The following is a 26,468-nucleotide window of genomic DNA, read 5'->3' on the forward strand; positions in this document are numbered from 1 at the left end:
TATGCGCTGTCATAAACAGTCGCTAACATGAAATATCGAATAGAGGTGTGATCATGATAGGTAAACAGCAGCGTATGAATAAACTGGTCTTATCTGCCATCAGTTTAAGTGCGCTATTAGCAATCACTGCTTGTAGTGGTGACAATGTAGCGGTCGAAGAGCCTGCTGTTGCCAATGAATCTGCTGATACAACGGTAGTGGTAGAAGACGCGCCTATAGTCGAACCTGAGGTCGTTACACCTGAACCTGCGGCAGATAATGAGACGACGGTCATTGAAGATGAGCCAATGCAGGAAATCTCTGCGGAGCCAGAAGTGTTGGCTGCCGATGCAGGAGCCAAGCTCTATGAGACCAACTGTAAGGTTTGTCATGAAGGAGGGCTGCTGAACGCGCCGAAATATGGTGATAAAGCCGCGTGGGAGCCGCGTCTGGCTAAAGGCACAGAGACGCTGCACATGCATTCGGCAAAAGGCTTTAATAAGATGCCAGCCCAAGCCACCGACAAGGTCAGTGAAGCCCAAGTTTACGCAGCTGTAGATTACATGATTGAAGCAGTTAGCTGATCCGGTATATTAAGAGATATTGACCATTGAAATTTGTTAAACTGACCGTCATTGTGACTGACAATGGCGGTTTTTTTTATGCACGTTTTTTGGCAAATACGAGGGCGTGTCCTCAATAATTCAATCGATTAACCTCTAAATAGGCTAAAAATGGCTAAAAATGGCTAAATTTTGTCAAACATCGCCAAAAATTGTCAAATAGCTTATTAATATCTCGATATTATTTGCGCTGCTTTCCTTGTTTGACGGCAATTTATCTCATTTTTATCACCATTTTTAAAAAGACGACACGACCTAAAAGATAGCAACGTTGTAAAAAATAATACGCAGACCAAAGTATGATAAAGGCAAAAATATGAAAGTATTGGGTTTAGAGACTTCTTGTGATGAGACAGGTCTGGCGATTTTTGACAGTGAGCAGATGAATAGTGACAATCAAGGGCTGGTTGGACAAGTTCTGTATTCACAAATAGAGCTGCACGCACTATATGGCGGCGTTGTGCCTGAGCTTGCCAGCCGCGATCATATTCGTAAGTTGGTGCCTTTGCTTAATGAGTTGTTAGAGCAGTGCAATGTGAAGAAAAGCGAGATTGATGCCATTGCTTATACCAAGGGACCCGGACTCATTGGCGCTCTGATGACGGGCGCATTATTTGGGCGAAGTTTGGCGTATGGTTTGGATATCCCTGCCATTGGTATCCATCATATGGAAGGACATCTGCTCGCACCGCTGATGGGTGCCAATCCACCCGCCTTTCCGTTTGTTTCGTTATTGGTCTCAGGTGGGCATACATTACTCATCGCCGCACGTGGTGTTGGGCAATATGAGATATTGGGTGAGTCGATCGATGATGCCGCAGGTGAATGCTTTGATAAAGCCGCCAAAATGCTAGGTTTGCCCTATCCGGGTGGCCCTAATATTGCCAAATTGGCTGAAACAGGCAACCCAACTGCTTACAATTTGCCAAGACCGATGCTACATCGTGGCCTAGACTTTTCTTTTAGTGGTATGAAAACCGCCGTGCATAATCTTATTAAAGACACCGATGGTTCAGGTGGCTCAGGGAATAATGCGGACAGCGATCCGCAAGTTCGCGCCGATATCGCCGCCAGCTTTCAGCATGCAGTCGTCGATACGCTGGTGAGAAAGTGCGTGAAAGCACTGAAGCAAGTAGAGATGAGTCGATTGGTGATTGCGGGCGGTGTCAGTGCCAACGCTCATTTGCGTGAAACTTTGGAGAGCGAGCTTGCTAAGATAAATGCCACTGTGCATTATGCGCCGCCTGCATTATGTACTGATAATGGGGCGATGATTGCTTATGCCGGTTATGAGCGCCTGCATGCAGGGCAGTCTGATGATTTAGCGGTGAGCTGTGTGCCGCGTTGGCCGATGACTGAGCTACCAGCAGTGTAAAGACGGCTTTGCTCAATACTATCTCCGTTAACCTTTATTAACCTAAGGATAAACTATGCAGTGGCTTGCTATTGGACTAGGGGCTGCCATTGGGGCTTGCCTGCGGGCATGGTTGGCTCGCTTTAATCCGCTGCATCACTGGATACCCCTTGGGACGCTTGGTGCCAATGTATTGGGTGGACTATTAATAGGGTTGGCACTGGTGTGGTTTGAGCGCGTGGGCAGCAGTTTATCGCCCAATGTCCGACTATTTGTGATTACTGGATTTTTGGGCGGATTGACCACCTTTAGTACTTTTAGTGCAGAAGTTTTTACCTTTATCAACGCTGGTAAATTATTAGCAGGTTTGGGATTGGTCGGACTACATCTGGGACTGACGTTACTAGCAACGGCTATCGGATTTTACTTCTTTAAGCTGGTTTTATAAGCTTTGATAGATGCCATTCGCATAATGGTCTAATATAAGTGGTTCCATTATACCAGTCTGTTTTAAGTGGTCTATTAATTGATTAATCAGCCTAATTAGGTGGTTCCGTTGGGGTATACCCTAAGGGTATCGCTTGATCGTTTAATGCAACACAAAACTAAGGTTCTTTAATTAAATAAATATTGGAACAAATCCAGATATAAACATAGCTAGAACAAATAAATACCAGTACATATGTTTTGGTTGTTTATAGTCTGTAGTCTTATAAAAAGCCCAACGGATAATGTTTAAGATAGCTACAAGAGCTAAAAATGCAATCGGGATTACTATATCTTTATCTACGTCCATCAAGTTATTACTCTCTTATTATAAGACCTTGTATAAGGATTACAAAAAAATCTGAAAAATATATCCACTCTATGAGTTGTCATTATATGTTCGATGCCTGTATAGCGCACCGATCATGGATTAGTAGAAATGAAGGCGACCATCAAAAATCGACCTTTATACACCCTATTAAACTATATTTGAGGATTGTTCTTAGCATACTGTAATCTTGCATACTGTAATCTTGCATAAAACTCTGGATCAGTATCCTCTAAGCTGTTCTCATACTCTTCTCTGGAAGTTAAGGATTCAATGAAACAATCAAAGCTATCAGCTATTTTGATTAAAGTATTAATGTCATCAGCATAAGAAGACTCATGATCATAAAAGTATACTTTGCCGTATTGCTTAGGCAGCAAACAAATGCAAAAGTTGTTACCTCCCTCATCATAAGCAAATGCCAGTAACCCTGTTTTCCTTGTGCTGTTGTCATCACCAAAGTTTGATTCTAATTGAACGTATTCAGGACCATCATGTATACCTAGCATACCGTGTATAATCGTTATACCTTCATCTTCTGATATATTGCAAATAGTATTAATAGGCTCTGCGCCATTAAAATTAAGGAGGTATTTACGATAATCTTCTGGCAAACGATACTGTATTGTTTGTTCAAAATCTTTTAGTACCTTAGTGCTAAGCTCTCCAAAAGGGTTAGCTGCTGTATACTTTGTTTCCATTAATTTATACCTTGATTTAAGTTTACATTTCTACATCTTACATTATCAAAATCTTAAAAAATATGAAACACAATCAATGTCAGGTGTATCTCTACAATTATCCTCGAAATATCAGCCTTATGTACACTCACAAGTACACTGCTATTATTTTCAGCAGATCAATCTATCAGCGCATATGACATACAGCTAGATGTTCAAGTCCTCACTAGGGTACCGTTATTTACCATAACGCTCGTCATAGCGTAAGAGAGCGGATGATATTTCTTAACGGGAATAATTTAGTAGATAGTGAAATACTACACCGGCTTCACAATACCTTCTAACAAATTCGCAAATCCTTGCATATAAGCGGTATCTTGGCTTGATGTGCGCGTCGCTGCATATAGCTGACAATGCACACCCGTACCCAATGGACGCGAGACGACCCAGCCTTTTTTCTCATATTCAGCAACCACCCAATCAGGTAACGCCGCCACACCGCGTTCACTAGCAACCAATTGAATCAGCATCGCCGTCAACTCTGTAGTGCGAATACTATCAAAGCTTACTTGCGCAGGGGTCATAAAGTTGGCAATAATATCGAGACGCTTGGCTTCCACTGGATACGCAATCAGGGTTTCATTGGTTAAGTCATCTGGCTCAATAAATTTCTGCGCCGCCAAATCATGCGTTGGTGATAGCACCAAGCGACTTTCATACTCAAATAACGGCTGATAGCTGATACCGTCTATCGGTAAATCGCTGGTGGTAATGAGTAAATCAATATCACCTTCCATCAATAAGTGGTGCGGCTCTGGCTCAAAACCAGTCGCAAAATCTAGCTCTACATCAGACCATTCGCGGCGGTAATGATTGAGTATCGGCATTAGCCAATCGAAGCAACTGTGACATTCAGAGGCTAGCCGTAATCTACCCGCTTGACCGTGAGCTAAGCGTTTAAGGTTGGATTTGGTACGAGTGACCTGCGGCATGATGCTATCTGCCAATGCCAGTACCGTTTTACCTGCTGGCGTAAAAGTCAGCGGGCGTGTTCGGCGATTGACCAAGCTGATATCGTAATAATTCTCTAGCTCTTTTAACTGATGCGAGACCGCGGAAGCCGTGACGTGCAATTCATCGGCAGCCGCCGCCAATGAGCCATGCGCTCGTAGCGCGGTTAAGGTATTGAGATGACGAAGCTCTAACATAAGACAACCTAACCGCTAAAGTGAGAAAAATTCATTATAATTGATATAGCGCTGATTTTCATTCAAAGTCCGATTTTTAATCAGCAATAAATTAGCGTCGACGCAATAATAGCTGCGAAATAATGACCAATATCAGCGAGGCAACCAATAAAATCGTCCCAATGGCATTGACCTCTGGTTTGAGTCCTACCCGTACCATCGAATAAATTCGTAGCGGTAAAATCTCATAACTGGGCCCCGTGACAAAGGTAGAAACCACCACATCATCGAGCGATAAGGTAAATGCCAGTAGCCAACCTGCCATCACTGCGGGCAGAATGACAGGAATGAGTACGGTACGCACCATCGTTGATTCATTGGCGCCCAAGTCGCGTGCGGCTTCCATTAAGCGTTCATCCAGACTGCTCAATCGTGCAAACACCGTGATGACTACAAACGGTAAGCAAAAAGTAATGTGCGCGAGTAACAGCGAGACGAACCCTAATTGCAACCCTATTAATAAGAATAATGCCAATAATGAAATAGCGAGTACAATTTCAGGCGACATCATTAATACAAATAACAGCCCATTTAATAAGCCTTTACCGCGAAAGTTATAGCGATGTAAGGCGAGAGCAGTTAGCGTTCCTATCAAAGTTGAGACAGTGGCTGCGACCAATCCCAATACAATAGAATGCCAAAAAGCATCGAGCATCGCTTGGTTATTCAACAGCGACTCATACCACTTTAAGCTAAAGCCGCCCCAGTTATAGCCGACTTTCGATTTATTAAAGGACATGACGACTAAGACGATAATTGGCAAATACAGCATGGTATAAATGAGGCTAAGATAGCCTTTAGCCGCGATACTGCCAATCTTAATAGACGATCTTTTTTTAGTTGCCGAGCTATTCAGTTGATGATTCAGTGAACTATCAGACATTAGGCCACCTCATTAAAGTCGGTCTTGCCAATGCGGCGACTACTGGCACGGTAGGCGAGTAATAGTACTGCCATTGCTAGTGTTAATAACACGCTGGCAGCTGCGCCAAATGGCCAGTCACGCGCATCCAAGAACTGGTTTTTGATGATATTGCCGACCAATAAATTGCGTGAACCACCCAAAATATCTGCCACATAAAACATACCCATCGCAGGCAGCAGCACCAATAATACCCCTGAGATAATGCCAGGCGTCGTCAATGGCAATATGATATGCCAAAAAGTCTGGGTCTTTGATGCGCCCAAATCCTGTGAAGCGAGTAGCATGTCATTGCGCAAATCGGTAAATACTGCGTATAACGGCAACACCATAAATGGGAACAATAAGTACGTCAAACCAGCAATCACCGCCACTTGCGTGTATAAAATATCGATAGGAGTATCGATGATACCGATTGCCAGCAGTGATTTATTAATCAAACCGTTATTGGCAAACAGTAACTTGAGTGCATAAGTACGCACAAGCGAGTTGGTCCAAAATGGTAGTATTAACAGCATCATGAGTAGCGGCTGCCAACGCGTTTTGGCTTTGGCTATCAGCCAAGCAAAAGGGTAGCCAAGTAACAAGCAGATGATGGTTGTGATGCCTGCCATCCATAATGAATGAATAAATACGCCAAAATATAGCGGATCAATCATGCGTATATAGCTGTCGATGCTGACAGGCAAGCTAATAAAAGCACTGCTATCGCGGCTCAAAAAACTGACAGCGATGACTAAGATATTTGGCAATAGCGCAAATATCAGTAACCAACCCCAAATCAGCCAGAGCGTTACGGTACGAAAAGGACTTTTGCTGCCTAAGCTATGACCTGCCATCAGCTAATATCCTTTTGAGCAGCTAAACTGGCAGCTTGATGATTGGCTTCATCATCAAGCGTACCGTCTTCTGGTAGTACCCACTCCCAGCCATCGACCCATGATACTTTGACACCTTCATTTAACTTGTAATCAAAGCTTGGATCATCCTCATCAAAGAATTCAGAAGCCTTAATAATGTGACCGTTTGCTAACTCAATAATCGAATCTAAGGTGCTACCTTTATAGTTGCTTTCAATCACTCGCCCGAGTAAGCCACCATGTTCTTTATCATTGGGGTCATAAATTCGCAAATCTTCAGGACGTAGCAATAAATTAACGATATCGCCCACTTGTACATCGTTAGCAAAATCAGGGCGGCGTAAATTGCGTAAGGTGGTCGGACCGTCTTGCGCTTGTGCTTCACAAACTTCGACTTCGATACGGCCATTGGTCACGCGACCGTCGCGATCTGGTTGCTCAGGATAAACGCCTCTGACTTCCGCTTTAAATAAGTTGGTCTCACCGATAAACTTGGCGGTAAATAAATTCGCCGGCGTTTCATAAATCTCAATAGGCGTACCGATTTGCTGAAAAGAGCCATCTTTCATCACGGCGATACGATCTGACATCGATAGCGCTTCTTCTTGATCGTGGGTGACAAATACAAAAGTGATGCCAAGCTCTCGTTGCAGCCGTTTAAGCTCAGATTGCATTTGTAAACGCAGCTTATGATCGAGCGCAGATAGTGGCTCATCAAGTAGCAACAGTTTAGGGCGATTGATGACGGCTCGTGCAATAGCGACACGCTGCTGCTGACCACCAGACAAGTCTTGTGGCCTGCGATTGGCTAAATGCTCCAGCTGTACCATGGCGAGCATCTCGCGCACGCGGGTTTGAATCTCATCTTTTGGTACTTTTTTGAGCTTAAGCCCGTAAGCAACATTTTGTGCGACACTCATATGCGGAAACAAGGCGTACTGCTGAAATACTGTGTTCACGGGACGTTTATCCGCTGGCAAGCCTGCCATCTGTACGCCGTCTAGATAAATTGCCCCAGCATTTGGCTGCTCAAAACCAGCGATTAGGCGCAGTAAGGTTGTTTTACCGCAGCCTGATGGACCAAGCAGCGTCAAAAATTCACCGTGCTTGATATCAAGATTGATGTCTTTTAATACTTCAGTTTGATCATAGGTTTTTTTTAGACCAGTCAGTTGCAGTAGTACTTTGTCATCTTGAGCTGATGCAGAGGCTCTGTGCATATTTGGCGGTGAATTGGTCATAATATTTATTCCTACGTGTCCGACATCGCAGTACAGCTATTTATTTAGGACACTGTGGTCAAGGTGATTTGATATGGATATAAGCGATGGGTGTAAACCCGATTTGGTCGCCGCGTATTATAACAAACCCTTGATATAAATCAGTGCAAGTTCGTTATAAGTTCTGCGAGCAACACGATTAAGCTGTCAATGGCTGTTGATGCTTGATAGTTCGGTGTTGTCTGTTTGATGCTCGGTTTTGGCTAATGCATTTCTGTTTTTCAGTTTCACTTCCAACTTTATAATTCTGTATGATTAGGGCGTGTCCTCAATTCAATCGATTACTTTCTAAATGGGCTAAAAATAGCTAAATTTTGCCAAACATCGTCAAATAGCTTCTTAATATCTCGATATTATGTGCGCTATTTTCCTTGTTTGACGGCAATTTATCTCATTTTTATCACCATTTTTAAAATGAGGATACACCCTAGCAATAACTGCCATTCTATGACGATATTTAAACAAAATTTTTTATCATTTTTTGGTTTTTATTCCTATACAATCACGGTATGGCAGACAAACATAATGCGCCTGATAGGTTAGTAGCCATTCGCAAATCTATGTTTGAATACATGTGTGGAAAGCTGTTTATAACGCTAATATTATTAATGATAAAGGATGTCTTATGCCTAACGATACACGCCCGAAAACCGGTCAAGAAGCTCTTGCGCTTTTAAAAGAAGGCAATATGCGCTACATAGATAGTTTGACCACTACTGATCCAACAATGCAAAGACGACCTGAATTGGTTAAAGATCAAGATCCATTGGCCATTATTTTGGGTTGCTCGGATGCACGAGTACCAGTTGAGATTGTATTTGATCAAGGCTTGGGTGATTTGTTCGTTATTCGAGTCGCGGGTAATGTCGTCGCGCCTTCACAGATTGGCTCGATTGAGTTTGCGGCCGAAAAGTTCGGTACAAAATTGGTGGTCGTGCTTGGGCACTCACATTGCGGCGCGGTCACGGCTTGTGTTGAGACACTGATCAATCCTGAGAAAAACTATTCGCCCAACTTGCAGTCGATTGTCGATCGCATTCGCCCAAGCGTTTATAACTTGCATGAGCTTGCCACTGCCAATGGTCAAGATGTCGATGCCGACGAGTTGGTCGATCGCTCTATCCGCGCTAACGTCCGTATGTCAGTTAGCCAGCTCAAACATGGCTCGCGGGCATTAGAGGATTTAACCAATAGCGGTCAATTGCTGGTCGTTGGTGCAGAGTATGATTTAGAGACAGGAAAAGTACGTTTCTTAGACAGCTAATTAATCGGTTAAATGGGTAGCACCCAGTGTGCGCTCTTACAAAACCCACTCAATGCTTTCGCGATTTTTTATTATGATAAAAGGGTCAAGCGCGTAAAAAATATTCACGCGCTTGCTTTTAAACTCTCTATTTTGTCAATATTAGGATGACTATGTCTACAGCAAATACTGGCTCAGCCACTGATAATAATAACGAATCACTTATCGCCCAGCCAACGAGCAGCGTCAATACCGATGGTGTGCAGCCTATCTCAGCACAGACGACAGGTTTTACTTTTAACCACACCATGCTACGTGTCAAAGATCCTGCCAAGTCGTTGGCGTTTTATACTGGTGTCCTTGGTATGACTTTACTGGCGGTCAAAAAATTCCCTGATATGGGTTTTGATTTATATTTTTTAGCCAAATTAACCGAAAGCGAGCGCAACAATTTGCCCGCAGGTGATGATTTGGAAATCTTTGCCTTCCGTCAACGTGGCATTTTAGAATTGACCCATAATTATGGTACCGAAACGAAAGCTGACTTTAGTTATCATGATGGTAATGGTGAGCCACAAGGTTTTGGACATATCTGCTTTAGCGTACCTAGTCTCGATGAAGCGGTTGCTTGGTTTGATAAAAATAATGTCGAATTCAAAAAACGTCCAGAAGATGGCAGTATGAAAAACATTGCCTTTATCAAAGATGTTGATGGTTACTGGATTGAAATTGTACAAGCAGATTTAATGGGCTAGCTTGACAGGCTGGTACGTCTATACGGCAATACGTCAGTTAGTCTAGGACACGCCCTAGTCAAACAATCAATTAATCGAGTGAATGGAAGCATAAAGCCAACCAACTAAAGGAGTGACATCTAGATGCCTACCTCTGAGGCAGAAACGACAGTAAATACCAATATAGCGGCTGAACCAGTGACAACGGATGTGCTGACATATCAAAGCATCATTGATTCAGCAAATGAGATAGTGGTTGGCTTTGTTGAACGCATTCCCTATTTTGTCGCATCAATTATTGTTATTCTGATTTTTTGGTTTCTATCGATTGTCTTCAAAAAAGTGGTATACAAACTTTTAGGCAGTCGCAGTCGGCATCAGAACTTGGTTAAAGTGTTTCAGCGAGTAGGCGGCGCACTCATCATTTTTATCGGTTTTATGATTGCTATGGTGATTGCCGTGCCCGGATTTACGCCTGCTAAGCTGATTGGCGCACTCGGTATTGGTTCCGTCGCTATTGGTTTTGCCTTTAAAGATATTTTTCAAAACTTGCTCTCTGGTATTTTGCTGCTGATCTCAGAGCCGTTTCGCATCGGTGATCAGATTGTCTCAGGCGACTATGAAGGGACGGTTGAGGATATTAAAATACGCGCCACGACTATCAAGACGTATGACGGTCGGCAAGTGGTTATTCCCAATTCAGACCTCTACACCTCAGCATTGACGGTCAATACCGCCTATAAGCAGCGCCGTTTGCAAGTGGCTGTCGGTATTGGCTATGAAGATGATATCGAAGCAGCAAAAGCTGAGATTCTACAAGCGTTAGATAAAGTCGAAAGCGTATCGAAGAAAGCGCAGCCAAGTGTGATTGCTACGGGCTTTGGTGATTCAACGATAGATTTGATGGTACGTTGGTTTATCGAAGATGGCACCCAAGCCAACAAAGTGACCTCGATTCATCAAGTGATCGTTGAGATTAAGAGCGCACTCGATGCAGCAGGCGTCAACATTCCATTCCCGATACGCACGATAGATTTGAGTGATCCATCAGTGACATCGATTGTGAGTAAATTGCATGAGCAAAAGGCGATCGATGTTAATAAAGCTGTGGCAGAATGATTTTTTTAGCACGTTATTTTAAAGAACGGCCTTTTACACAATATTTTCGAAATAAAAATCCGCCATATCAAATGACATGGCGGATTTTTTACAATATCAATTTAGTCAGTTTTGACTTTAAAATCGGTATGACATGATTTACAGCTGGCGCCGACTTCACCAAAGGCTGGTTTGACATCATCGATGCTAGTGGCTGTTTGTGCAGCAGCGTTCAGCTCAGCAGTGACTTTTTGAAAGTTTTCTGCTTCTGCGCGAAAACCATCGGCATTTGACCAAACGGCATCAGTCGCATTGCCAACGGCTTCTTTATTTTCAAAATGACTCCAAGGCGTAGCAGCGTCTTCTGCTAAAAATGCGGCTTGCTCTTTGAATACGGCGGCATCAAAGGTGTCAGGTGCTTTCATCATATCACCCATGACACCCATCGCATCACCATAGCTTTTCATGCTATCTTGGCGGGCTTTTACATCAGGGTCAGTGGCAGTGCTACACGCTGTTAGACCTAGGGCGGCTGCCATCAATGTGATGCCAAAGATAGATTTTAGTGATTGGTTGGTATGAACCTGTGCCATGTGAATTACTCCTGTAAAATTGGTTAGTAGTAGGCGCGCTTATAAACGCTGGCTTTACATACTGTTTTTAAATAACAGCCTTTAAAGGCTTCTTCTAAATCGAAAGGTTTCTTTTAAATACTGCTTTTAAATAAAGCGTATTGTTATAAAAATTACCTCATCATCTTTTGGAAACGCATTCGCTTCTAAAGGATTTTTCCAACAATAGTTTTCATTGTAACGGTTATCCGTGCAGTGGACGTAAATTTAGTTGTTATATCATCGTAATTTTTGAGTCAGTGATTAGCGTTCATATAAATTTGCGCCCATATAAATTTGCGCTCATATAAGAAGGTCAGCGTGGATAGCTGACCTTCTTGATACTCTCTAAAGACAAGCTAATAAATACCTTAGCCTTTATTATATTCACACAAACTATAGAGTCAACCAATCGCGTGGTTTTAGATAAAAATCGGTCAATGCAAACTCAGGCGAGCCTTCAGTCGGCTCAAAGCGATAATGCCAGCTGGCAAGCGGCGGCATACTGACTAAGATAGACTCGATACGACCATTGCTTTGTAGTCCAAATAGCGTGCCGCGGTCATAAACAAGGTTGTACTCAACATAGCGACCACGGCGATAGAGCTGAAATTCGCGCTGTGCCTCGGTATAAGGGGTATCTTTACGCTGCTCAAAGATGGGCATGATACCGTCAAGATAACCGTTGCCGACCGCCTTCATAAAATTAAAACAGGTTTCAAAGTCCCAGCCGCGACTTTCTGTATTGACATCATCATAAAACAAGCCGCCGATACCGCGTTGCTCATCACGATGACGTAGGTGAAAATACTCATCACACCATTGCTTAAAGTCAGGGTAGACGCTGTCACCAAAAGGCGCGCACAGATCATGACAGACTTGATGCCAATGCACGCAATCAGCGAGTACGGGATAAAACGGCGTCAAATCAAAACCACCACCAAACCACCAAATAGGGTCTTCGCCCTCAGCTTCAGCAACGAACAAACGCACATTGGCATGGCTGGTTGGGACGTTCGGGTTTTTGGGATGGACAACCAATGAGACCCCCATGGCTTGGGCTTTACGACCAGCGATATGGGGATGGCGTGCAGTGGCTGAAGCAGGCAAGTTATGCACGTGAATATGACTGAACATTACACCCGCTTTTTCAATCACCTCACCATCTGCTAGGACACACGAGCGACCGCCGCCGCCTTCAGGACGTTCCCAGTCATCAGGCACAAAGGTTGCATTGCCGCCACCATCGCGCTCTTGCGCCTCTAAGGCTTGACAGATACGAGCCTGCAAATCGACCAGAAATTCACGCACACGCATGATGTCGTTATTGGCTGGCACTGTTAAGTCTGTCGCTGATAGCTCTGTCTTATTATCTGTATTTGAAATACTCATAAAATATCTATTTATTTAGTGTATTGATGTCTACTTATTAAGATGTAACGCGGTATTGAAATCTTTATCTAATAAATGACCCATGCGGTCGCGCTTGGTCGCTAAATATTCAGCATTCATATCATTCACCCCAACCAATAAAGGCACGCGTTCCACGACATTAATACCGTGCTCGGTTAGATAAGCCACTTTGTCTGGATTGTTGGTGATGAGTCTGACGGCGTCAACACCGATATGAGCGAGCATCGGGCCGCACATATCATAAATGCGCGCATCAGCGGGTAAGCCCAACATGAGGTTGGCATCTAAAGTATCATGACCTTGGTCTTGCAGGGCGTAAGCGCGAATCTTATTGGTCAGACCAATACCGCGACCTTCTTGGCGCAAGTATAATATCGCCCCGCAGCCAGTCTCTTGTATTGCCTGCATCGCCGTGTTGAGCTGCGGTCCACAGTCACATTTTAATGAGCTAAAAGCATCGCCCGTCAAGCATTCTGAATGAATACGAATCAATGGAATGGTTTTTTCTGCTCGCGTGGCGTCCGTTTGACTCGGGGAGTTGTCCGCCGTATGTTGATCGACGACAGGTAGACCGACAGTCAGCATCACATGCTCTTGACCTTCGTCGTTTTCAAAGATATGAATATCAAACTCGCCATGACGAGTAGGTAGTTTGGCACTGGTAATAAATTGATATGACATTAATGTCCTGCATAAGCCGATAAGCGTGGCGGTAGAGGGTCTTTTTTAACCATATTAAAACAGCGATGACATCCTAGCTGCATGATGAAAGTAGGATTATGCCAGTATAATTCATTCGTAAAGAGTGCATGCTGATTGTCTTTATTATAAAAACACACAAAGTTCACAAACGACGCACGATGATTAAAGCGACAATTAAAAATAAATGCTATTATGCCATACTATTTTGACGGATACAGTGACAAGTCTTTGCCCTTACATTACTATGTCGTCACTAACATCCAATATTGATGCAGAATAATAAGGCATAATATTATCCCTTGTTATGAAAGCGCGAAAGCAAAGCTCCATCGCTGTCCATTACGGCAGCGTACGTGCTATTCGGCGCAGCTTCTATATGTTTATATAAAGACATAGAGGCTGCCTGAATAAATTTATGAACAGTTATATGGTCGATTACACCAATAATGGTGTAGATATTATTGACGTCACTTAGGTAGCATTATGCACTAAGAGGCTGTCTTGTCAGCAGATTGGTAGGTATCGTACGGTTTATGCAGCAGTCACCTCATTCCCCACAGTCTCAGTCCGTATCTATGCCAGCTGTCGATTCTGCTGCCCAGCTGTCGAATTTACAGCAGACTTATACTGTGATTCCACGCGTCCGTCCTGATACGCCTTTGCTGGATAGCATTGCAGCGCCAGCTGATCTTAATACTCTGACAACCGCTCAACTTATCACGTTGGCTGATGAGCTGCGGCTATTTCTATTGTATTCAGCAGGTCAAAGCGGTGGGCATTTTGGTGCCAATTTGGGCGTGGTTGAGTTGACCATTGCGCTGCATTACTTACTAGATACGCCGCAAGATCAAATCGTTTGGGACGTGGGTCATCAAGCCTATGCTCATAAAGTCTTGACAGGTCGCCGTGATCAGTTGGCGACGATTCGCTCGAAAGATGGTTTGACTGCTTTTCCTGAGCGTGCAGAATCCGTTTACGATACCTTTGGCGTTGGTCATTCATCGACGTCAATCTCAGCTGGTCTAGGCATGAGCTTAGCACTGCGCTATCAAGGTCGCGCGCAAACCGTTGCTTGTATCATTGGTGATGGTGCAATGACCGGTGGTATGGCGTTTGAAGCGATGAATGATGCGGTGCAACAAGATGCGGATTTATTGGTCATTTTAAATGACAATGACATGTCAATCTCTTGTTCTATCGGTGGTTTTTCACGGCATTTAGCGATGCTATGGGAGTCAGGATATCAGGTTGATATCTCTGATGCAGGCGAGCCAGTACTATGCCAACGCCCTGATATGCAAGGCTTTGATCGCCGTAAGCGTCACAAAGAGATGCGTGATGTGCCGCAGTTAGAAGACAATTTATTTAAAGCGATTGGTTTTACCTACTTTGGTCCGTTTGATGGTCATAATATCCCTGAGCTACTGCGGGTATTATCACTTGCCAAGCAGATAACAGGGCCTGTTTTAGTCCATATTTATACCACCAAAGGCAAAGGTTTTGCCCCAGCTGAGTTAGATCCCGTTGGCTATCATGCTATCAGCAAGCTTCCTGTCGAAGTCAAGAATGATACTCAGGCTGTCGCCACAGAAAAATCATTGCCCAGCACCAAACCTGCGTTAAAATACTCGCAAGTATTTGGGCAATTCTTATGTGATAAGGCTGCTGATGACGATAAGCTGCTTGCCGTCACACCTGCTATGGAAGAAGGCTCGGGGATGATTGATTTTGCCCGTCAATTTCCGGAGCGGTTTTTTGATGTAGCCATCGCTGAGCAACACGCAGTCACATTGGCTGCTGGTATGGCAACCCAAGGCGTCAAACCGATTGTGGCGATTTATTCGACGTTTTTGCAACGTGGCTATGATCAGCTGATTCATGATGTGGCTTTGCAAAACCTTGATGTGATGTTTGCTATTGATCGTGCTGGCCTAGTCGGTGAAGACGGTGCAACGCATGCAGGCGTATTCGATTTTGCCTTTTTACGCTGCGTGCCCAATATACTGATTGCAGCGCCAAAAGACGAAAACGAATGCTACCATCTGCTTAATACGTGTTATGAATACCAAGGCTGTACGGCAGTACGCTATCCGCGCGGTGTCGGTACTGGCGCAGTTATTGAATTGCGAGCACAGACTTATAACGTTGGCGAGGCAGTGGTAGAGTCGGTATTAGGTAGTGAGGGTGCGCCTAAAAAGCTGGCGCTACTCGCATTTGGCACCATGGTTGCGACAGCTCAGCAAGCGGCAGAAAGCCTAATTGACAATGATATAGAATCAGACTGTCAGATACATGTTATTAATATGCGCTGGGTAAAACCTTTAGACACGGCATTATTAGAAACGTTATTAGAGCAAGGTATTACACACATTGCGACTTTGGAAGAGCACATGATTATGGGCGGCGCGGGCAGTGCGGTAAATGAATATTTGCTTAACGAATCGCCAGCCTTTAAAAACAATCGCCCTGCCGTTATTAATATCGGCATTCCAGATCGCTTTGTCGCCCATGGCTCACAAGCAGAGCAAATGGCTGATTGTGGTTTAGATGTTACTGGTGTGGTAAGGCAGCTTGAAAAGTTGCTGTTGTAAGTTTAAGTTATATCTTTGAACGTTTTTAAGATTTTTAGCTGTCATTTGGACAGAGTATTGGTTAAATAGATAAAAGCTCGATCGATAGAGCGAACGCCTACTTAGTCGTAGGTGCCGACTTTTTTACAACTTACGCAGTTTGTGATGACCACCAGAATTTGGGTTGGTTTGGCGAACGTCATGGTTTTTTTCGTTTTTTATCGAACAATTTTAGTATAATGCGATCATCGCTTTTAAATGGCGCATTTTTTTAATCGTATAAATACAGTGTGATGCAGCGGCTGATTGGCATGTTGTGGGCACAGAGTTCGTCTTATTTTTGACATTCATTCATCAAGCAAATAGGTTATTTATGGAACCCATGGTCGTCATCGCAGCACGTACTGCTGAAAAAGTTGGTAAAGAGATTTTATATGCGCATCAAAACCGCCATAAAATCGAGTTGGATATTGAGTCAAAAGGGCTTGATGGATTGGTTACGCGTATTGATCGCTTTAGCGAAGAGCTGACGATTGAAACCCTAAAAGCCAGCTATCCAAATCACTCGTACTTGGGTGAAGAGTTTGGTATGCAAGAAGGTCGCGGTGAAGATGCGGACTGGTGCTGGATTATTGATCCGCTAGATGGCACCAAAAACTTCGTCCATGGTGTGCCTCAGTTTTGTGTGTCTATCGCCGTACAGCATAAAGGCGTGACCCAACATGGCGTGATCTATGACCCTGTCCGTGATGAGATGTTCTCTGCTAGCCGTGGTAAAGGCGCGCGCTTGAACAATCGCCGCATGCAAGTGAGCGAGCGCAAAACGATTGATGGCGGTCTATTTACCACTGGTCATCCGCTTGAGCGTAAACGCAATGGCGAAGTCATTTCTTATGCCAAGCAGCATTTTGAAAGCTTGCAAAAAATCTCTGAAGCAGGCGGTCAAGTTCGTCGTTTAGGCTCAGCTGCGCTTGACTTGTGTTATGTCGCTGCCGGTCGTTTTGATGGTTATTTTGAGATGTCAATTAAGCCTTGGGATATCGCAGCAGGCGAGCTTATCGTGACCGAAGCACGTGGCGTGGTGGTTGACCATACAGGCGCACACAACTCAATGACTTCAGGCTCTATTTTCGCCTGTAACATTAAGTTATTGAAGCCATTGATGCAAGTGGTTGTCCCAACGTGGGGTGATGCATTTTAAGTACCACTTAAGCATAATTATTAAGACAACTTAACACTAAAAAGCTGGTTCCATTATGGAGCCAGCTTTTTTGTTTTACCATTATTCTTATAGCTACTTTTATCTTCAACCGTAATGCCTTGGAACTTAAGCGCTTTACTGGTGGTTTCCAACAGTTGCAACTCTTCTTCAATAAGCGTCAGCATTTCTTGCACATGCGGCAGTGCTTTACTACAAGCCGTAATCCCAAATTCAATCTTATCTAGATAACTAGCAAGGGTGATATTCATTGCTTGACCATTGAAGACAATAGATGCAGGGTACAACGATTGTAAACGTGCACCATTCCAATATAGTGGTTTTTCAGAACCAGGCACATTAGAGATAATCAGATTAAACGCCTGCTTTTTGGGAAATAGACTGGTCGCTAAGTTGATACCTTCCCAAGCATAGGCAATCACGCTGTAGTTAATCACTTGGGCTTGATTCATACGTCGAAAGCGGCGTTTGCCGTTATTCATACTGCGATGAATCAGTTTGATTCGGCTCAAAGGATCATCTAAATGCGTGCCCAAATTGGCCAGTACAAAGGATAATTGATTGCCTGCCACACTGTCATCCGTACGCAGCGACATGGGTACAAAAGCAATGAGCGGCTTGCTAGGCAGCGCATCCATGGATATAAGATAACGACGAATGGCACCCGCACATACCGCCAGCACCACATCGTTTTTACTGATATTTAGTCGCTCAGCAATATCGTTAAAACGCTGAATATCATAAGACTGCGCGGCTATACGCCGTGATGCTGAGATGCGTTTATTAAGCACACTCATCGGTGCATCAAAAGTACCGACATAGCTGTCATCACCGTAATTTTTCAAATTATCCAGTAATTCGGTAAAAACAGGCTTAATGGTAGATATTTGCTCTTTAATGATGCGTAATGCGGAGCGCTCTTTGGGTAAAATCGCATCGACTTGATTGCGATGGCGTGCCATTAATGACCAAATCGGTAGCGTTACTGGCTCAGTGGGCGATTGTGATAATGATTTTTTGACAAGGCGCATGGCAGCAATGCCATCAACCAACGAATGGTGAATTTTGAAATATAGAGCAAAACGCTCAGGGTCGCCTTCGTTTTCTGGTTGAATACCTTCAATCACATGACATTCCCACAATGGCATGGCACGATCCAACAGCCGACCATGTTCTCTTGAAACATACATCAATAACTCGCGAACCCGTGCAGGCTTTGGTAAGGCAACATGATGCAAGTGATGCTCAACATCAAAATGCTTGTCCTTTTTCCAAAAAGCCAAATGCTCAAGCACTTGGTTAAAAGGAAAGGTAGGCGACACATCAGAATCTTGCATTCGTTTGACCAATTGGCAAACAAAACCGCTACCCGCATTCTCTGGCAATTCGAATAGGAATAGACCTCCAACATGCATGGGCTGTTTACGCGACTCAAGAAGTAAAAACAACTGGTCGACTGCTGTGAGAAGCCGCATAATAAATCCTTTTATGACGATAAGTTGAGTAAGAGTTACTTCTTTTATTATTATTTTATAGCTGACTTTTTATTAAATACTATGAATTTAATAATGGTCATTAAATTTAAAAGCTATTGAAAAAAGTATCCTGTTTGCGGTGAGCTCGCAGTCGCCATTTTACGCATTGGCATACGACCCGCCAAAAACGCTGCGCGCCCTGCCCAGATGGCATGCTTCATGGCATGGGCCATCATGACTGGGTTTTGCGCATTGGCAATCGCCGAATTCATCAGGACGCCATCACAGCCAAGCTCCATAGCCAGTGCTGCATCAGAGGCCGTGCCAACGCCTGCATCGACCAATACCGGTACTTTGGCATTCTCGATAATAAGGCTGAGGGTGTGACGATTCAGCAAACCAAGACCTGAACCAATCAAGCTACCAAGTGGCATAATTGCCACACAGCCCATACTTTCTAATTCTTGAGCGACGATAGGGTCATCTGAGGTATAAACCATCACTTCAAAGCCGTCATCAATCAATACTTTGGCAGCTTTTAGCGTTTCCATCACATTCGGATAGAGGGTTTTTTCATCGCCCAATACTTCAAGCTTAACCAGATTATGCCCGCCTAACAACTCGCGAGCAAGCTTACAGGTACGAATGGCAGTCTCGGCATCGAAACAACCAGCAGTGTTGGGTAAAATGGTGTATTTATCGGGGGAAATCACATCAAGTAGATTGGGCTCATTGCTGTTTTGACCAATATTGGTACGACGAATAGCAACGGTGACAATCTCTGCTGCCGACGCGCCAATGGCGGCGCCCGTTTCAGTCATATCCTTATACTTGCCTGTACCGACCAACAGGCGAGAAGAAAAAGTACGACTCCCGACCGTAAAAGTGTCTTGTAAAAGGGGCGTCGGATGAGTAGCAGTGCTTGTGTTCTCTGACATAACTGAAAATCCTAATGGCGAGTAAAACAAAATGCTATTATAACAAAATCACGCAATCTTACTTGCAGTCTTTTTTGGTTTAGCCAGTTAAGCATAATACGTTTGCCACGCTTTGACACGAGTTTCTTTCTGAGTTTATCTTTATCTATCAGGTCGCTTTTATGATGCAACTGCCGTACAGTTTTGCGAAACGCCATCAAATTTTGGCCATACTTGCCATTGATCCTGAGCTGCCAGCGACTTTGGTGCTGACCAAAGCCACGCCATTATCAGCGATTAATGAGGCAGTGCGATTTTTACAGCAGCAAGGTGTACGCGGTGTGCCCACTTATGAAAGCATCAGCGCCGATGACTTTGAAAAGCGCATGAACGCCGCTTATGCAGGCAATACTGGTGAGTCGCAGCATATTGCCGCTGGGCTCGAAGACCATCCTGATCTTGATAGTTTGGCAGATAGTGTCCCTGAAACTGAAGATCTGATGGATCAGCAAGATGATGCGCCTATTATTCGTCTCATCAATGCATTGTTGTCCGAAGCCATACGTTTAAATGCCTCAGATATCCATATTGAAACCTTTGAAAAACGCTTAGTCGTTCGCTTTCGCGTTGACGGTGAATTAAAAGAAATTATCACGCCAAAACGCCAATTAGCGCCATTATTGGTGTCGCGTATCAAAGTCATGGCCAAGCTCGATATCGCCGAAAAGCGTGTGCCACAAGATGGACGTATCAGCTTGCGCTTGGCAGGTCGTGAGGTTGATGTGCGGGTATCGACATTGCCATCAAGCTTTGGTGAACGCGTGGTTATGCGTCTATTAGATAAGCAAGCAGGTCGCCTGAATATGACGTATTTAGGGCTGTCTGATAACGATTATAGTGAGCTAAAACGCTTGATTCATCGCCCACACGGCATTATTTTGGTGACAGGGCCGACAGGTTCAGGGAAAACCACGACGCTATATTCAGCACTGACCGACCTCAATGACCAAACCCGTAATATCTTGACCGCTGAAGATCCGATTGAGTTTCAGCTCGATGGCATTGGGCAAACGCAGGTTAATAATAAAGTCGATATGACTTTTGCCAAAAGTTTACGTGCGATGTTACGCCAAGATCCGGACGTGGTGATGGTTGGTGAGATTCGCGATTTAGAAACGGCAGAGATTGCCGTACAAGCGTCGCTTACTGGACATTTGGTTTTATCAACTTTGCATACCAACACCGCCATTGGTGCCGTCACGCGTCTGCAAGATATGGGCGTTGAGCCATTTTTATTATCGTCATCGCTGATTGGTGTCGTCGCCCAGCGCTTGGTGCGTACGTTATGCCCGCATTGTCATGGTTGGCAAGTGGCTGATAGTGAGCAAGCCAAATTATTTACTGAAATTGGTATTGGATCAGTTTTAGAGAATGGTGCTGAAACTTTAACAACTACACCTATCAATCTACCCAGACCAGTTGGCTGCGACAAATGCAATCAATCAGGGTTTAAAGGACGGACGGCGATATATGAAGTGGTGCCCGTTGATGATACCTTGCGCCGTATGATTCATAGTAATACCGCCGAGTATGAGCTAGAGGAGTACGCACGTCAGCAGACACCGTCGATTCGTGCGGATGGGCTACATAAAGTCATTGCAGGTCGTACGACGTTAGAGGAAGTGCTACGAGTGACGAAAGAAAGCGCCCTAACAGAGGACGCTTTGATTGTTTAAGATAAGGCTATTAAAAAAACAGTTATTTTGCAGCGATACATTCAACTTCAACGCTGGCACCTGCCGCCAATTCAGCGACGCCAAAGGCTGAACGTACCGGATAAGGTTTGGCCAATTCCGCTTTATAGACTTTATTAAAATCGTCAAAGTCGTCCATGTCTGTCAGCATCGCCATACATTTGACGATGTCTGATTTTTGATAGCCGTACTTTAACAGGGTTTCATTGATATTATCCAATGTTTGCTTGGCTTCGGCTTTGACACCACCTTTGACCAATTTGCCATCTTTAAAACCAATTTGTCCAGACATGTATAGCGTATCGCCCACCCGTACTGCTTCTGAAAAAGGATAATTACCGCCATCACCAAGAAACACAGGGCTAGATTTAGTCAGACTTGCGGTATTTGCCATTGGCGCCGCATTTGCTGTCATAGCAAGGCCTAGTGAGCACGCGCCCACGAGCAACGCCTTAGTTAAATGGGCAGTCAATTTATGGGTAATCTTGGACATCGCTGTCTCCTTATTATACGTTTTTTTCACAATTTTTCTAAATTCACTATACAAGTTTAACAAACATAATGTCTCATCACACTAGATGACACATTATGTCTTACTTATGCTTAACCAGTTATTGGTCGTTTTGCTCAGCTTCGACTTCTGTTTTAGATTCAGTGTCAGCTTCTAGCGGCTTGTCGCTGGTCTTGCCCTGACGGCGGGCTTCTAATTCAGACTTAGGAATCCAAGCCCATGTCATCTCAACCACGATAGGGTCACGATCACTGTCAGACTCACGGTCATGAATGACGCACGGAATCACCATTTCACCTTTTGGCGTATTTAGGATATCTAAGCGCTGTTCATCCGATAAAGACGCCACTGCTGCAATTTGGCCTTTTTTAATCGGGCGATAAAAATTAACCGAGTACGATTTAATCAATAGTACGCGGTCAGAGGGTAGGTTTAAACCCAAAATAAAACCGGTCGCTGTTTCGGCAAGTAAGGTAATGGCGACCGCATGAATAGAGCCAATATGATTTTGCACTGCTTTGGTATTGTTTAAGCTCACCACGACTTGGTTGGGTTCGACCGTTTCATAATAGACGCCCGTTGTGCCTACATATGGCACCACTTTACCAAAGGCTTTGGATAAAATGCTCGAGCGTGCGCTGGCAGGCAAGTATTTGGTAACAGATAACAGTTTGGTGAATTGATTGCTGATGGGCTTGAGCGTGCTGTTGGGTTTTTCAACGGGCGATCTTGTGCTGTCAGAGGTTTTGGCTGGCAATTTATTGGTTAGCTTGCTAGGGAGTTTTTTTAATAATCCTGACATACAAAATTCCTTAATGTAGATAGATTAAATGACGCTTTGAGTGTTATATATTTCATCATAGCAGCTGATAGGATGCCTATTGTGCAAGCTGCCATGCTTACTATGGTACATTAACCGCCGTCTGCCTACTATTATTAGCATGAACTGCTGCGCTTATAAAATAGGGCTAACGTCATGATACCCTAGATGCTAGGAATGCTATCGCTCAATGCAATATCGTATCACTCAGATGCTTTCATAAACAGTGCTGCTGGATGCCATAAAGACAGCCACGCTATAATGATGACATTTTAGCGTATCTTATCGATTATTTTTCTTATTTCCTTTTTTTTATGCTGGATGAAGTTATGCCTGACACGTCAATTCATGTGCCGACCAATATCATTTATACAGGCGTTGCTGGTACGGGGAAAACCTATCGACTGTTACAAATTGCTAAGCGATATACCGACTATCTGCCGAGAGCCGATGAGGCAGATTTGTTGGGGCAGCTATTGCAAGAGCTTAGCTGGCGTGAAATCGTATGCTTGGTACTTTTGGATTTTCAATCTAAACACCAAGACTTGGTAAAAGTGCCTGAAATCGTCAATCATGCGTTTTTTGTCGCGAAAGCGGCGCAGAATGCCCGCGAAAAAAACTTAAGCAATACGGCTTGGTCTGTCCTTCAAATGCATAGCCCTACCAATTCAAAAACTGTGACTTATAAAAACCGTGTCAGCCAAGCCTATTTTGATAAAGATGAGGGCGGTGCGTGGTATTTGCTGCCAGAAAGCTTTGAGTTATTAACAGAGCTATCGCAGCAACTTGCCGAATTTCAGCAGGCGCAGCGTGATAACAGTATCAATCAAAGCCAAGCTAATCCAAATCAAGGTTTTAGCCAGCAGCGCTTTACCATGGTCAGCTTCCATCAAGCGTATGGCTATGAAGAGTTTGTCGAAGGCATTCGTCCTGTCATGGCAGCGTCTAATCATGCAATGAATAGCTCATCTCAAATGAATAGCTCATCTCAAATGAATTACGCCATTCAAGATGGTGCATTCTTAAAACTGTGTCAACGGGCAGCAAATGATCCAGAGCAGCGTTATGCCATCTTAATTGATGAGATCAATCGCGCCAACGTGTCACGAGTATTTGGCGAGCTACTCAGTCTAATTGAGCCAGACAAACGGGCTGGCATGGCAAACGCGATGACCGTTCATTTGGCCTATTCTGGACGGGCTTTTAGCATCCCTGCCAACATTGATATTTATGCCACGATGAACACCCAAGATCACTCTTTAGCACCACTTGATATGGCATTACGTCGGCGCTTTCGTTTTATTGAATGTCCACCGCAACCAGAATTATTACCCATCATTCATGTGCCCCAAAACTCAGAAACTGACAGTCCAGCGGCGATGGTAGATTTGGCAAAGCTATTAGCTGGTTTGAATAATCGCATCATGCAAACAGTGGGAATGGAAGCGCAATTAGGTCATGCTTTTTTATGGTCAGTGACGAATCTTGGACAATTGCAAGCGGTGTTGGTCGAACAAATCATTCCGCAGTTAATGCAAGCGACGGGTGGGCAAGAGGGTACTTTGCAATATATCTTTAGAGATGAGCAGCAGTCACTGCAAGCACAGTTTATTCATGATAGTCATGCATCGAGCAATAACAGTGCGAGTGACCAAGTAAATTCGAGTAATCAAAATCCGCTGTTTACTGGTCAAAATGCATTTTTCGGTCAGTCTATAAGCACTGCTGGCTATAAGATAAATGCCGACCTCATTACGGGGGTAGGCGATTTTGCCAAACCTACTGTCTATCAACGTTTATATCCATAAAGGTGCTCAGCGTTGATAAATAATAGTTTTAGTCATAAAGTCATAGCCAATAATATTGACAGTGCTAACGTTAATGCGTTTGATGTAAATACCATCACTGTGTTTGAACACCAGCGTCTAACAGTGCATGACTTCTTACGGATATCTGATTTCCATTGGTTGATGGCGCAAGAGTTTGCGGTCTTTAGCATTAAGCGCAGACAGGGACAATGGCAGTTAAAAGTCGGACATTATATAGGGGTTATTTTACTGCCCAGCGGCATGACGCTTGAGATATTACCCAAACTCGCGGCAAAAACTTCTAGGGCTCAAGTCGCGCAGCAATCATACCTTTCACAGAATGCTAGTCATCGCCATGCCAGTCATCGCCCCGATATCAGGCAAACTCGCCAATGGGTGCAGGACATGCTATCGGATTTGACCAATAGCAGTCATGCCAAAAATAAGCTACCCAATACAAAAAATCTAGGTCAATTTAGCAGTCAATTGTCGCCGCTATCGATAGCTGTACTGCCATTGTCAGATTGGCTTATCACGCAGTTTTTGCAGCGGCTGGCTCATTATCGACCAAGCAAACACTATCAGACGCAGGTCGATAATCAAGCATCGATACAAGGTCGACTTCTCATCAAAGAACAAATGCGCCACAACAGCATGCAGCCGCATAAGTTTGTCTGTGAGAGCAGTATACTGAGCCAAGACATGCTAGGTAATCGGCTGATTAAGAGCACGTTGATTTTGCTGACACCTTTATTTTTTCAATCAACGCTATCGAAAGCAGATGCGCCTAAATTTTTGCAGGCTTGGCAGCGAGTAGCGGCGTTGAGTTATCAAGAGCTGACACAGTTAGAGTCGATATACAAGCAAGCAAAGCGTCAGTTAGCCGTGCAACCGCTTCGAGCACCGCAACTACAGGCTGCTCAGCAATTGTTAGATATGGCTTATTGGTTACTAAGGCAGTCCAATGTGACAACAGGTAATGGTATTGCGCTAAATAAACCATCTAGGCAAAATCTGTCCTCTCCGCGTTTATGCTTGCTGATTGATATGAATCAAGCCTTTGAGCAATGGGCAAGCCTGCGCATTGCCTCGATGTTTCAGCAAGTGAGTCAACAATATCAGCCGTTATATCAAACGCAAAGTATCTGGCTAACGGATGCAGAAGGGCGCGCATGTCTGTCTATACGACCTGATTTGCTCATATATAAAACTAATGCTAATGATAATTGTCACAATCAGAATGGCACTGCGGTTATTGAAGCTAGAGAAAAAGGTCACTATAGCCATGTCATCGATATTAAATGGAAGCATTTATCGCAGACAGCCAGCATTAGTGCCAGTGATGCTTATCAACTGATGAGTTACGCTCAGGCCTATCAAGCAGGGCAGGTGTGGCTGATTTACCCAGTACAAGATAATGAGCGGTTACCAGTTGCGCTCAGCCAACAAGTGCATGATTATAAAAAGACTGATGGCGCTAACAACCATGATAATAGCCATAATGCTACTGATGAAAAAGTGAGTCCTGCGCCATTGTGGCTCGTACCATTCAATGTTCTTACTGGTACGATAAACGGCAGCTTGCTTCCTGATTGGAATAGAGTATAATGAGCGCTGTCGATGAGTAAGTAGCACTTAGCATCGTGGAGAAAAGGATTTATCATAGTGGTTTTTATGATAAATGAGCGTTTTTTAAGTAATTTAGCAGTTTTTTTAAATTAATTAAAAATAGGTGTTGACACCATCGGCTTTTCCCCTTAATATGTGCACCTCGATAGCAAGGAACGTTAACAAGTTAGTGGCATTGCCAACAACGAGTTAATCAACAAACTAT

The 26,468-nt window shown here is 44.0% G+C and carries 23 protein-coding genes; 11 read left to right on the forward strand and 12 right to left on the reverse strand.

Going from position 1 to position 26,468, the window contains the following annotated elements; genetic code table 11:
- Nucleotides 1-53 precede the first annotated feature (53 nt).
- From INT03_RS13005 to INT03_RS13015, 3 genes are all read left to right on the forward strand, one after another.
- Nucleotides 54-563, forward strand: a complete 510-nt coding sequence (locus INT03_RS13005; RefSeq protein WP_193009276.1) for a c-type cytochrome — start codon at nt 54-56, stop codon at nt 561-563.
- A gap of 355 nt (nt 564-918) precedes the next feature.
- Nucleotides 919-1,977 carry a tRNA (adenosine(37)-N6)-threonylcarbamoyltransferase complex transferase subunit TsaD gene (gene tsaD, locus INT03_RS13010; protein WP_193009277.1) on the forward strand — a complete coding sequence of 353 codons (1,059 nt, stop codon included), beginning with the start codon at nt 919-921 and terminating at the stop codon, nt 1,975-1,977.
- 55 nt (nt 1,978-2,032) lie between these two features.
- Nucleotides 2,033-2,404 (forward strand): CrcB family protein, encoded by a 372-nt coding sequence (locus tag INT03_RS13015; protein ID WP_045452571.1) that lies wholly within the window; start codon nt 2,033-2,035, stop codon nt 2,402-2,404.
- 521 nt (nt 2,405-2,925) lie between these two features.
- On the opposite strand, the gene INT03_RS13020 is transcribed toward INT03_RS13015, so the two are convergent.
- The 5 genes from INT03_RS13020 to potA all read right to left on the reverse strand — a co-directional run bounded on the left by INT03_RS13020 (nt 2,926) and on the right by potA (nt 7,720).
- Nucleotides 2,926-3,471 (reverse strand): SMI1/KNR4 family protein, encoded by a 546-nt coding sequence (locus tag INT03_RS13020; RefSeq protein WP_045452565.1) that lies wholly within the window; start codon nt 3,469-3,471, stop codon nt 2,926-2,928.
- Nucleotides 3,472-3,767: 296 nt separating this feature from the next.
- Nucleotides 3,768-4,658 carry a LysR family transcriptional regulator gene (locus INT03_RS13025; RefSeq protein ID WP_045452563.1) on the reverse strand — a complete coding sequence of 297 codons (891 nt, stop codon included), beginning with the start codon at nt 4,656-4,658 and terminating at the stop codon, nt 3,768-3,770.
- 91 nt (nt 4,659-4,749) lie between these two features.
- Complete coding sequence (potC, locus tag INT03_RS13030) at nt 4,750-5,580, reverse strand: spermidine/putrescine ABC transporter permease PotC (protein WP_193009278.1); 831 nt, start codon at nt 5,578-5,580, stop codon at nt 4,750-4,752.
- Complete coding sequence (gene potB, locus INT03_RS13035) at nt 5,580-6,458, reverse strand: spermidine/putrescine ABC transporter permease PotB (RefSeq protein ID WP_193009279.1); 879 nt, start codon at nt 6,456-6,458, stop codon at nt 5,580-5,582. The genes potC and potB overlap by 1 nt, the downstream gene beginning before the upstream one ends.
- Nucleotides 6,458-7,720, reverse strand: a complete 1,263-nt coding sequence (gene potA / locus INT03_RS13040; RefSeq protein WP_193009280.1) for a spermidine/putrescine ABC transporter ATP-binding protein PotA — start codon at nt 7,718-7,720, stop codon at nt 6,458-6,460. Before potA ends, potB begins: the two co-directional genes overlap by 1 nt.
- A 664-nt stretch (nt 7,721-8,384) precedes the next feature.
- Here potA and INT03_RS13045 point away from each other — a divergent pair.
- The 3 genes from INT03_RS13045 (at nt 8,385) to INT03_RS13055 (ending at nt 10,855) form a co-directional block, all read left to right on the forward strand.
- Nucleotides 8,385-9,023 (forward strand): carbonic anhydrase, encoded by a 639-nt coding sequence (locus INT03_RS13045; protein ID WP_045443399.1) that lies wholly within the window; start codon nt 8,385-8,387, stop codon nt 9,021-9,023.
- Nucleotides 9,024-9,175: 152 nt separating this feature from the next.
- On the forward strand, nt 9,176-9,757 hold the full coding sequence (gene gloA / locus INT03_RS13050) for a lactoylglutathione lyase (protein WP_193009281.1): 582 nt from the start codon (nt 9,176-9,178) through the stop codon (nt 9,755-9,757).
- 123 nt (nt 9,758-9,880) lie between these two features.
- A complete protein-coding gene (locus INT03_RS13055; RefSeq protein ID WP_226950237.1) occupies nt 9,881-10,855 on the forward strand; it encodes a mechanosensitive ion channel family protein in 975 nt (324 codons plus the stop codon).
- 101 nt (nt 10,856-10,956) lie between these two features.
- Here INT03_RS13055 and INT03_RS13060 read toward each other — a convergent pair whose 3' ends face one another.
- From INT03_RS13060 to ribA, 3 genes are all read right to left on the reverse strand, one after another.
- Nucleotides 10,957-11,427 carry a c-type cytochrome gene (locus tag INT03_RS13060; protein ID WP_045443409.1) on the reverse strand — a complete coding sequence of 157 codons (471 nt, stop codon included), beginning with the start codon at nt 11,425-11,427 and terminating at the stop codon, nt 10,957-10,959.
- A gap of 414 nt (nt 11,428-11,841) precedes the next feature.
- Nucleotides 11,842-12,837, reverse strand: a complete 996-nt coding sequence (hemF, locus tag INT03_RS13065; RefSeq protein ID WP_045452551.1) for an oxygen-dependent coproporphyrinogen oxidase — start codon at nt 12,835-12,837, stop codon at nt 11,842-11,844.
- A gap of 30 nt (nt 12,838-12,867) precedes the next feature.
- Nucleotides 12,868-13,539 carry a GTP cyclohydrolase II gene (gene ribA / locus INT03_RS13070; RefSeq protein WP_045452548.1) on the reverse strand — a complete coding sequence of 224 codons (672 nt, stop codon included), beginning with the start codon at nt 13,537-13,539 and terminating at the stop codon, nt 12,868-12,870.
- 554 nt (nt 13,540-14,093) lie between these two features.
- Here ribA and dxs point away from each other — a divergent pair.
- Both dxs and INT03_RS13080 read left to right on the forward strand, forming a co-directional pair.
- Nucleotides 14,094-16,151 (forward strand): 1-deoxy-D-xylulose-5-phosphate synthase, encoded by a 2,058-nt coding sequence (gene dxs / locus INT03_RS13075; RefSeq protein WP_193009282.1) that lies wholly within the window; start codon nt 14,094-14,096, stop codon nt 16,149-16,151.
- Nucleotides 16,152-16,503: 352 nt separating this feature from the next.
- On the forward strand, nt 16,504-17,331 hold the full coding sequence (locus INT03_RS13080) for an inositol monophosphatase family protein (protein ID WP_045452546.1): 828 nt from the start codon (nt 16,504-16,506) through the stop codon (nt 17,329-17,331).
- Between the two features lie 53 nt (nt 17,332-17,384).
- On the opposite strand, the gene INT03_RS13085 is transcribed toward INT03_RS13080, so the two are convergent.
- Both INT03_RS13085 and INT03_RS13090 read right to left on the reverse strand, forming a co-directional pair.
- The gene (locus tag INT03_RS13085) at nt 17,385-18,824 is read right to left on the reverse strand and encodes a WS/DGAT/MGAT family O-acyltransferase (protein WP_193009283.1); all 1,440 of its coding nucleotides are present in this window, start codon (nt 18,822-18,824) and stop codon (nt 17,385-17,387) included.
- A gap of 113 nt (nt 18,825-18,937) precedes the next feature.
- Nucleotides 18,938-19,762 (reverse strand): thiazole synthase, encoded by an 825-nt coding sequence (locus INT03_RS13090; RefSeq protein WP_087814573.1) that lies wholly within the window; start codon nt 19,760-19,762, stop codon nt 18,938-18,940.
- Between the two features lie 161 nt (nt 19,763-19,923).
- On the opposite strand from INT03_RS13090, the gene gspE reads away from it, so the two are divergent.
- On the forward strand, nt 19,924-21,477 hold the full coding sequence (gspE, locus tag INT03_RS13095) for a type II secretion system ATPase GspE (protein WP_193009284.1): 1,554 nt from the start codon (nt 19,924-19,926) through the stop codon (nt 21,475-21,477).
- A gap of 22 nt (nt 21,478-21,499) precedes the next feature.
- Here gspE and INT03_RS13100 read toward each other — a convergent pair whose 3' ends face one another.
- Together INT03_RS13100 and INT03_RS13105 are read right to left on the reverse strand one after the other, a co-directional pair.
- Nucleotides 21,500-21,988 (reverse strand): RidA family protein, encoded by a 489-nt coding sequence (locus INT03_RS13100; RefSeq protein WP_193009285.1) that lies wholly within the window; start codon nt 21,986-21,988, stop codon nt 21,500-21,502.
- A 118-nt stretch (nt 21,989-22,106) separates the two neighbouring features.
- Nucleotides 22,107-22,808 carry a DUF4442 domain-containing protein gene (locus INT03_RS13105; protein WP_193009286.1) on the reverse strand — a complete coding sequence of 234 codons (702 nt, stop codon included), beginning with the start codon at nt 22,806-22,808 and terminating at the stop codon, nt 22,107-22,109.
- A 347-nt stretch (nt 22,809-23,155) separates the two neighbouring features.
- Here INT03_RS13105 and INT03_RS13110 point away from each other — a divergent pair, with 347 nt between their 5' ends.
- Together INT03_RS13110 and INT03_RS13115 are read left to right on the forward strand one after the other, a co-directional pair.
- On the forward strand, nt 23,156-24,634 hold the full coding sequence (locus tag INT03_RS13110) for an McrB family protein (RefSeq protein ID WP_193009287.1): 1,479 nt from the start codon (nt 23,156-23,158) through the stop codon (nt 24,632-24,634).
- 12 nt (nt 24,635-24,646) lie between these two features.
- The gene (locus INT03_RS13115; RefSeq protein WP_226950238.1) at nt 24,647-26,242 is read left to right on the forward strand and encodes an McrC family protein; all 1,596 of its coding nucleotides are present in this window, start codon (nt 24,647-24,649) and stop codon (nt 26,240-26,242) included.
- The last annotated feature ends 226 nt before the right edge of the window (nt 26,243-26,468 follow it).

Origin of the sequence: Psychrobacter sp. PG1 (assembly GCF_014897815.1) — a bacterium.
Taxonomy (GTDB): Bacteria; Pseudomonadota; Gammaproteobacteria; order Pseudomonadales; family Moraxellaceae; genus Psychrobacter.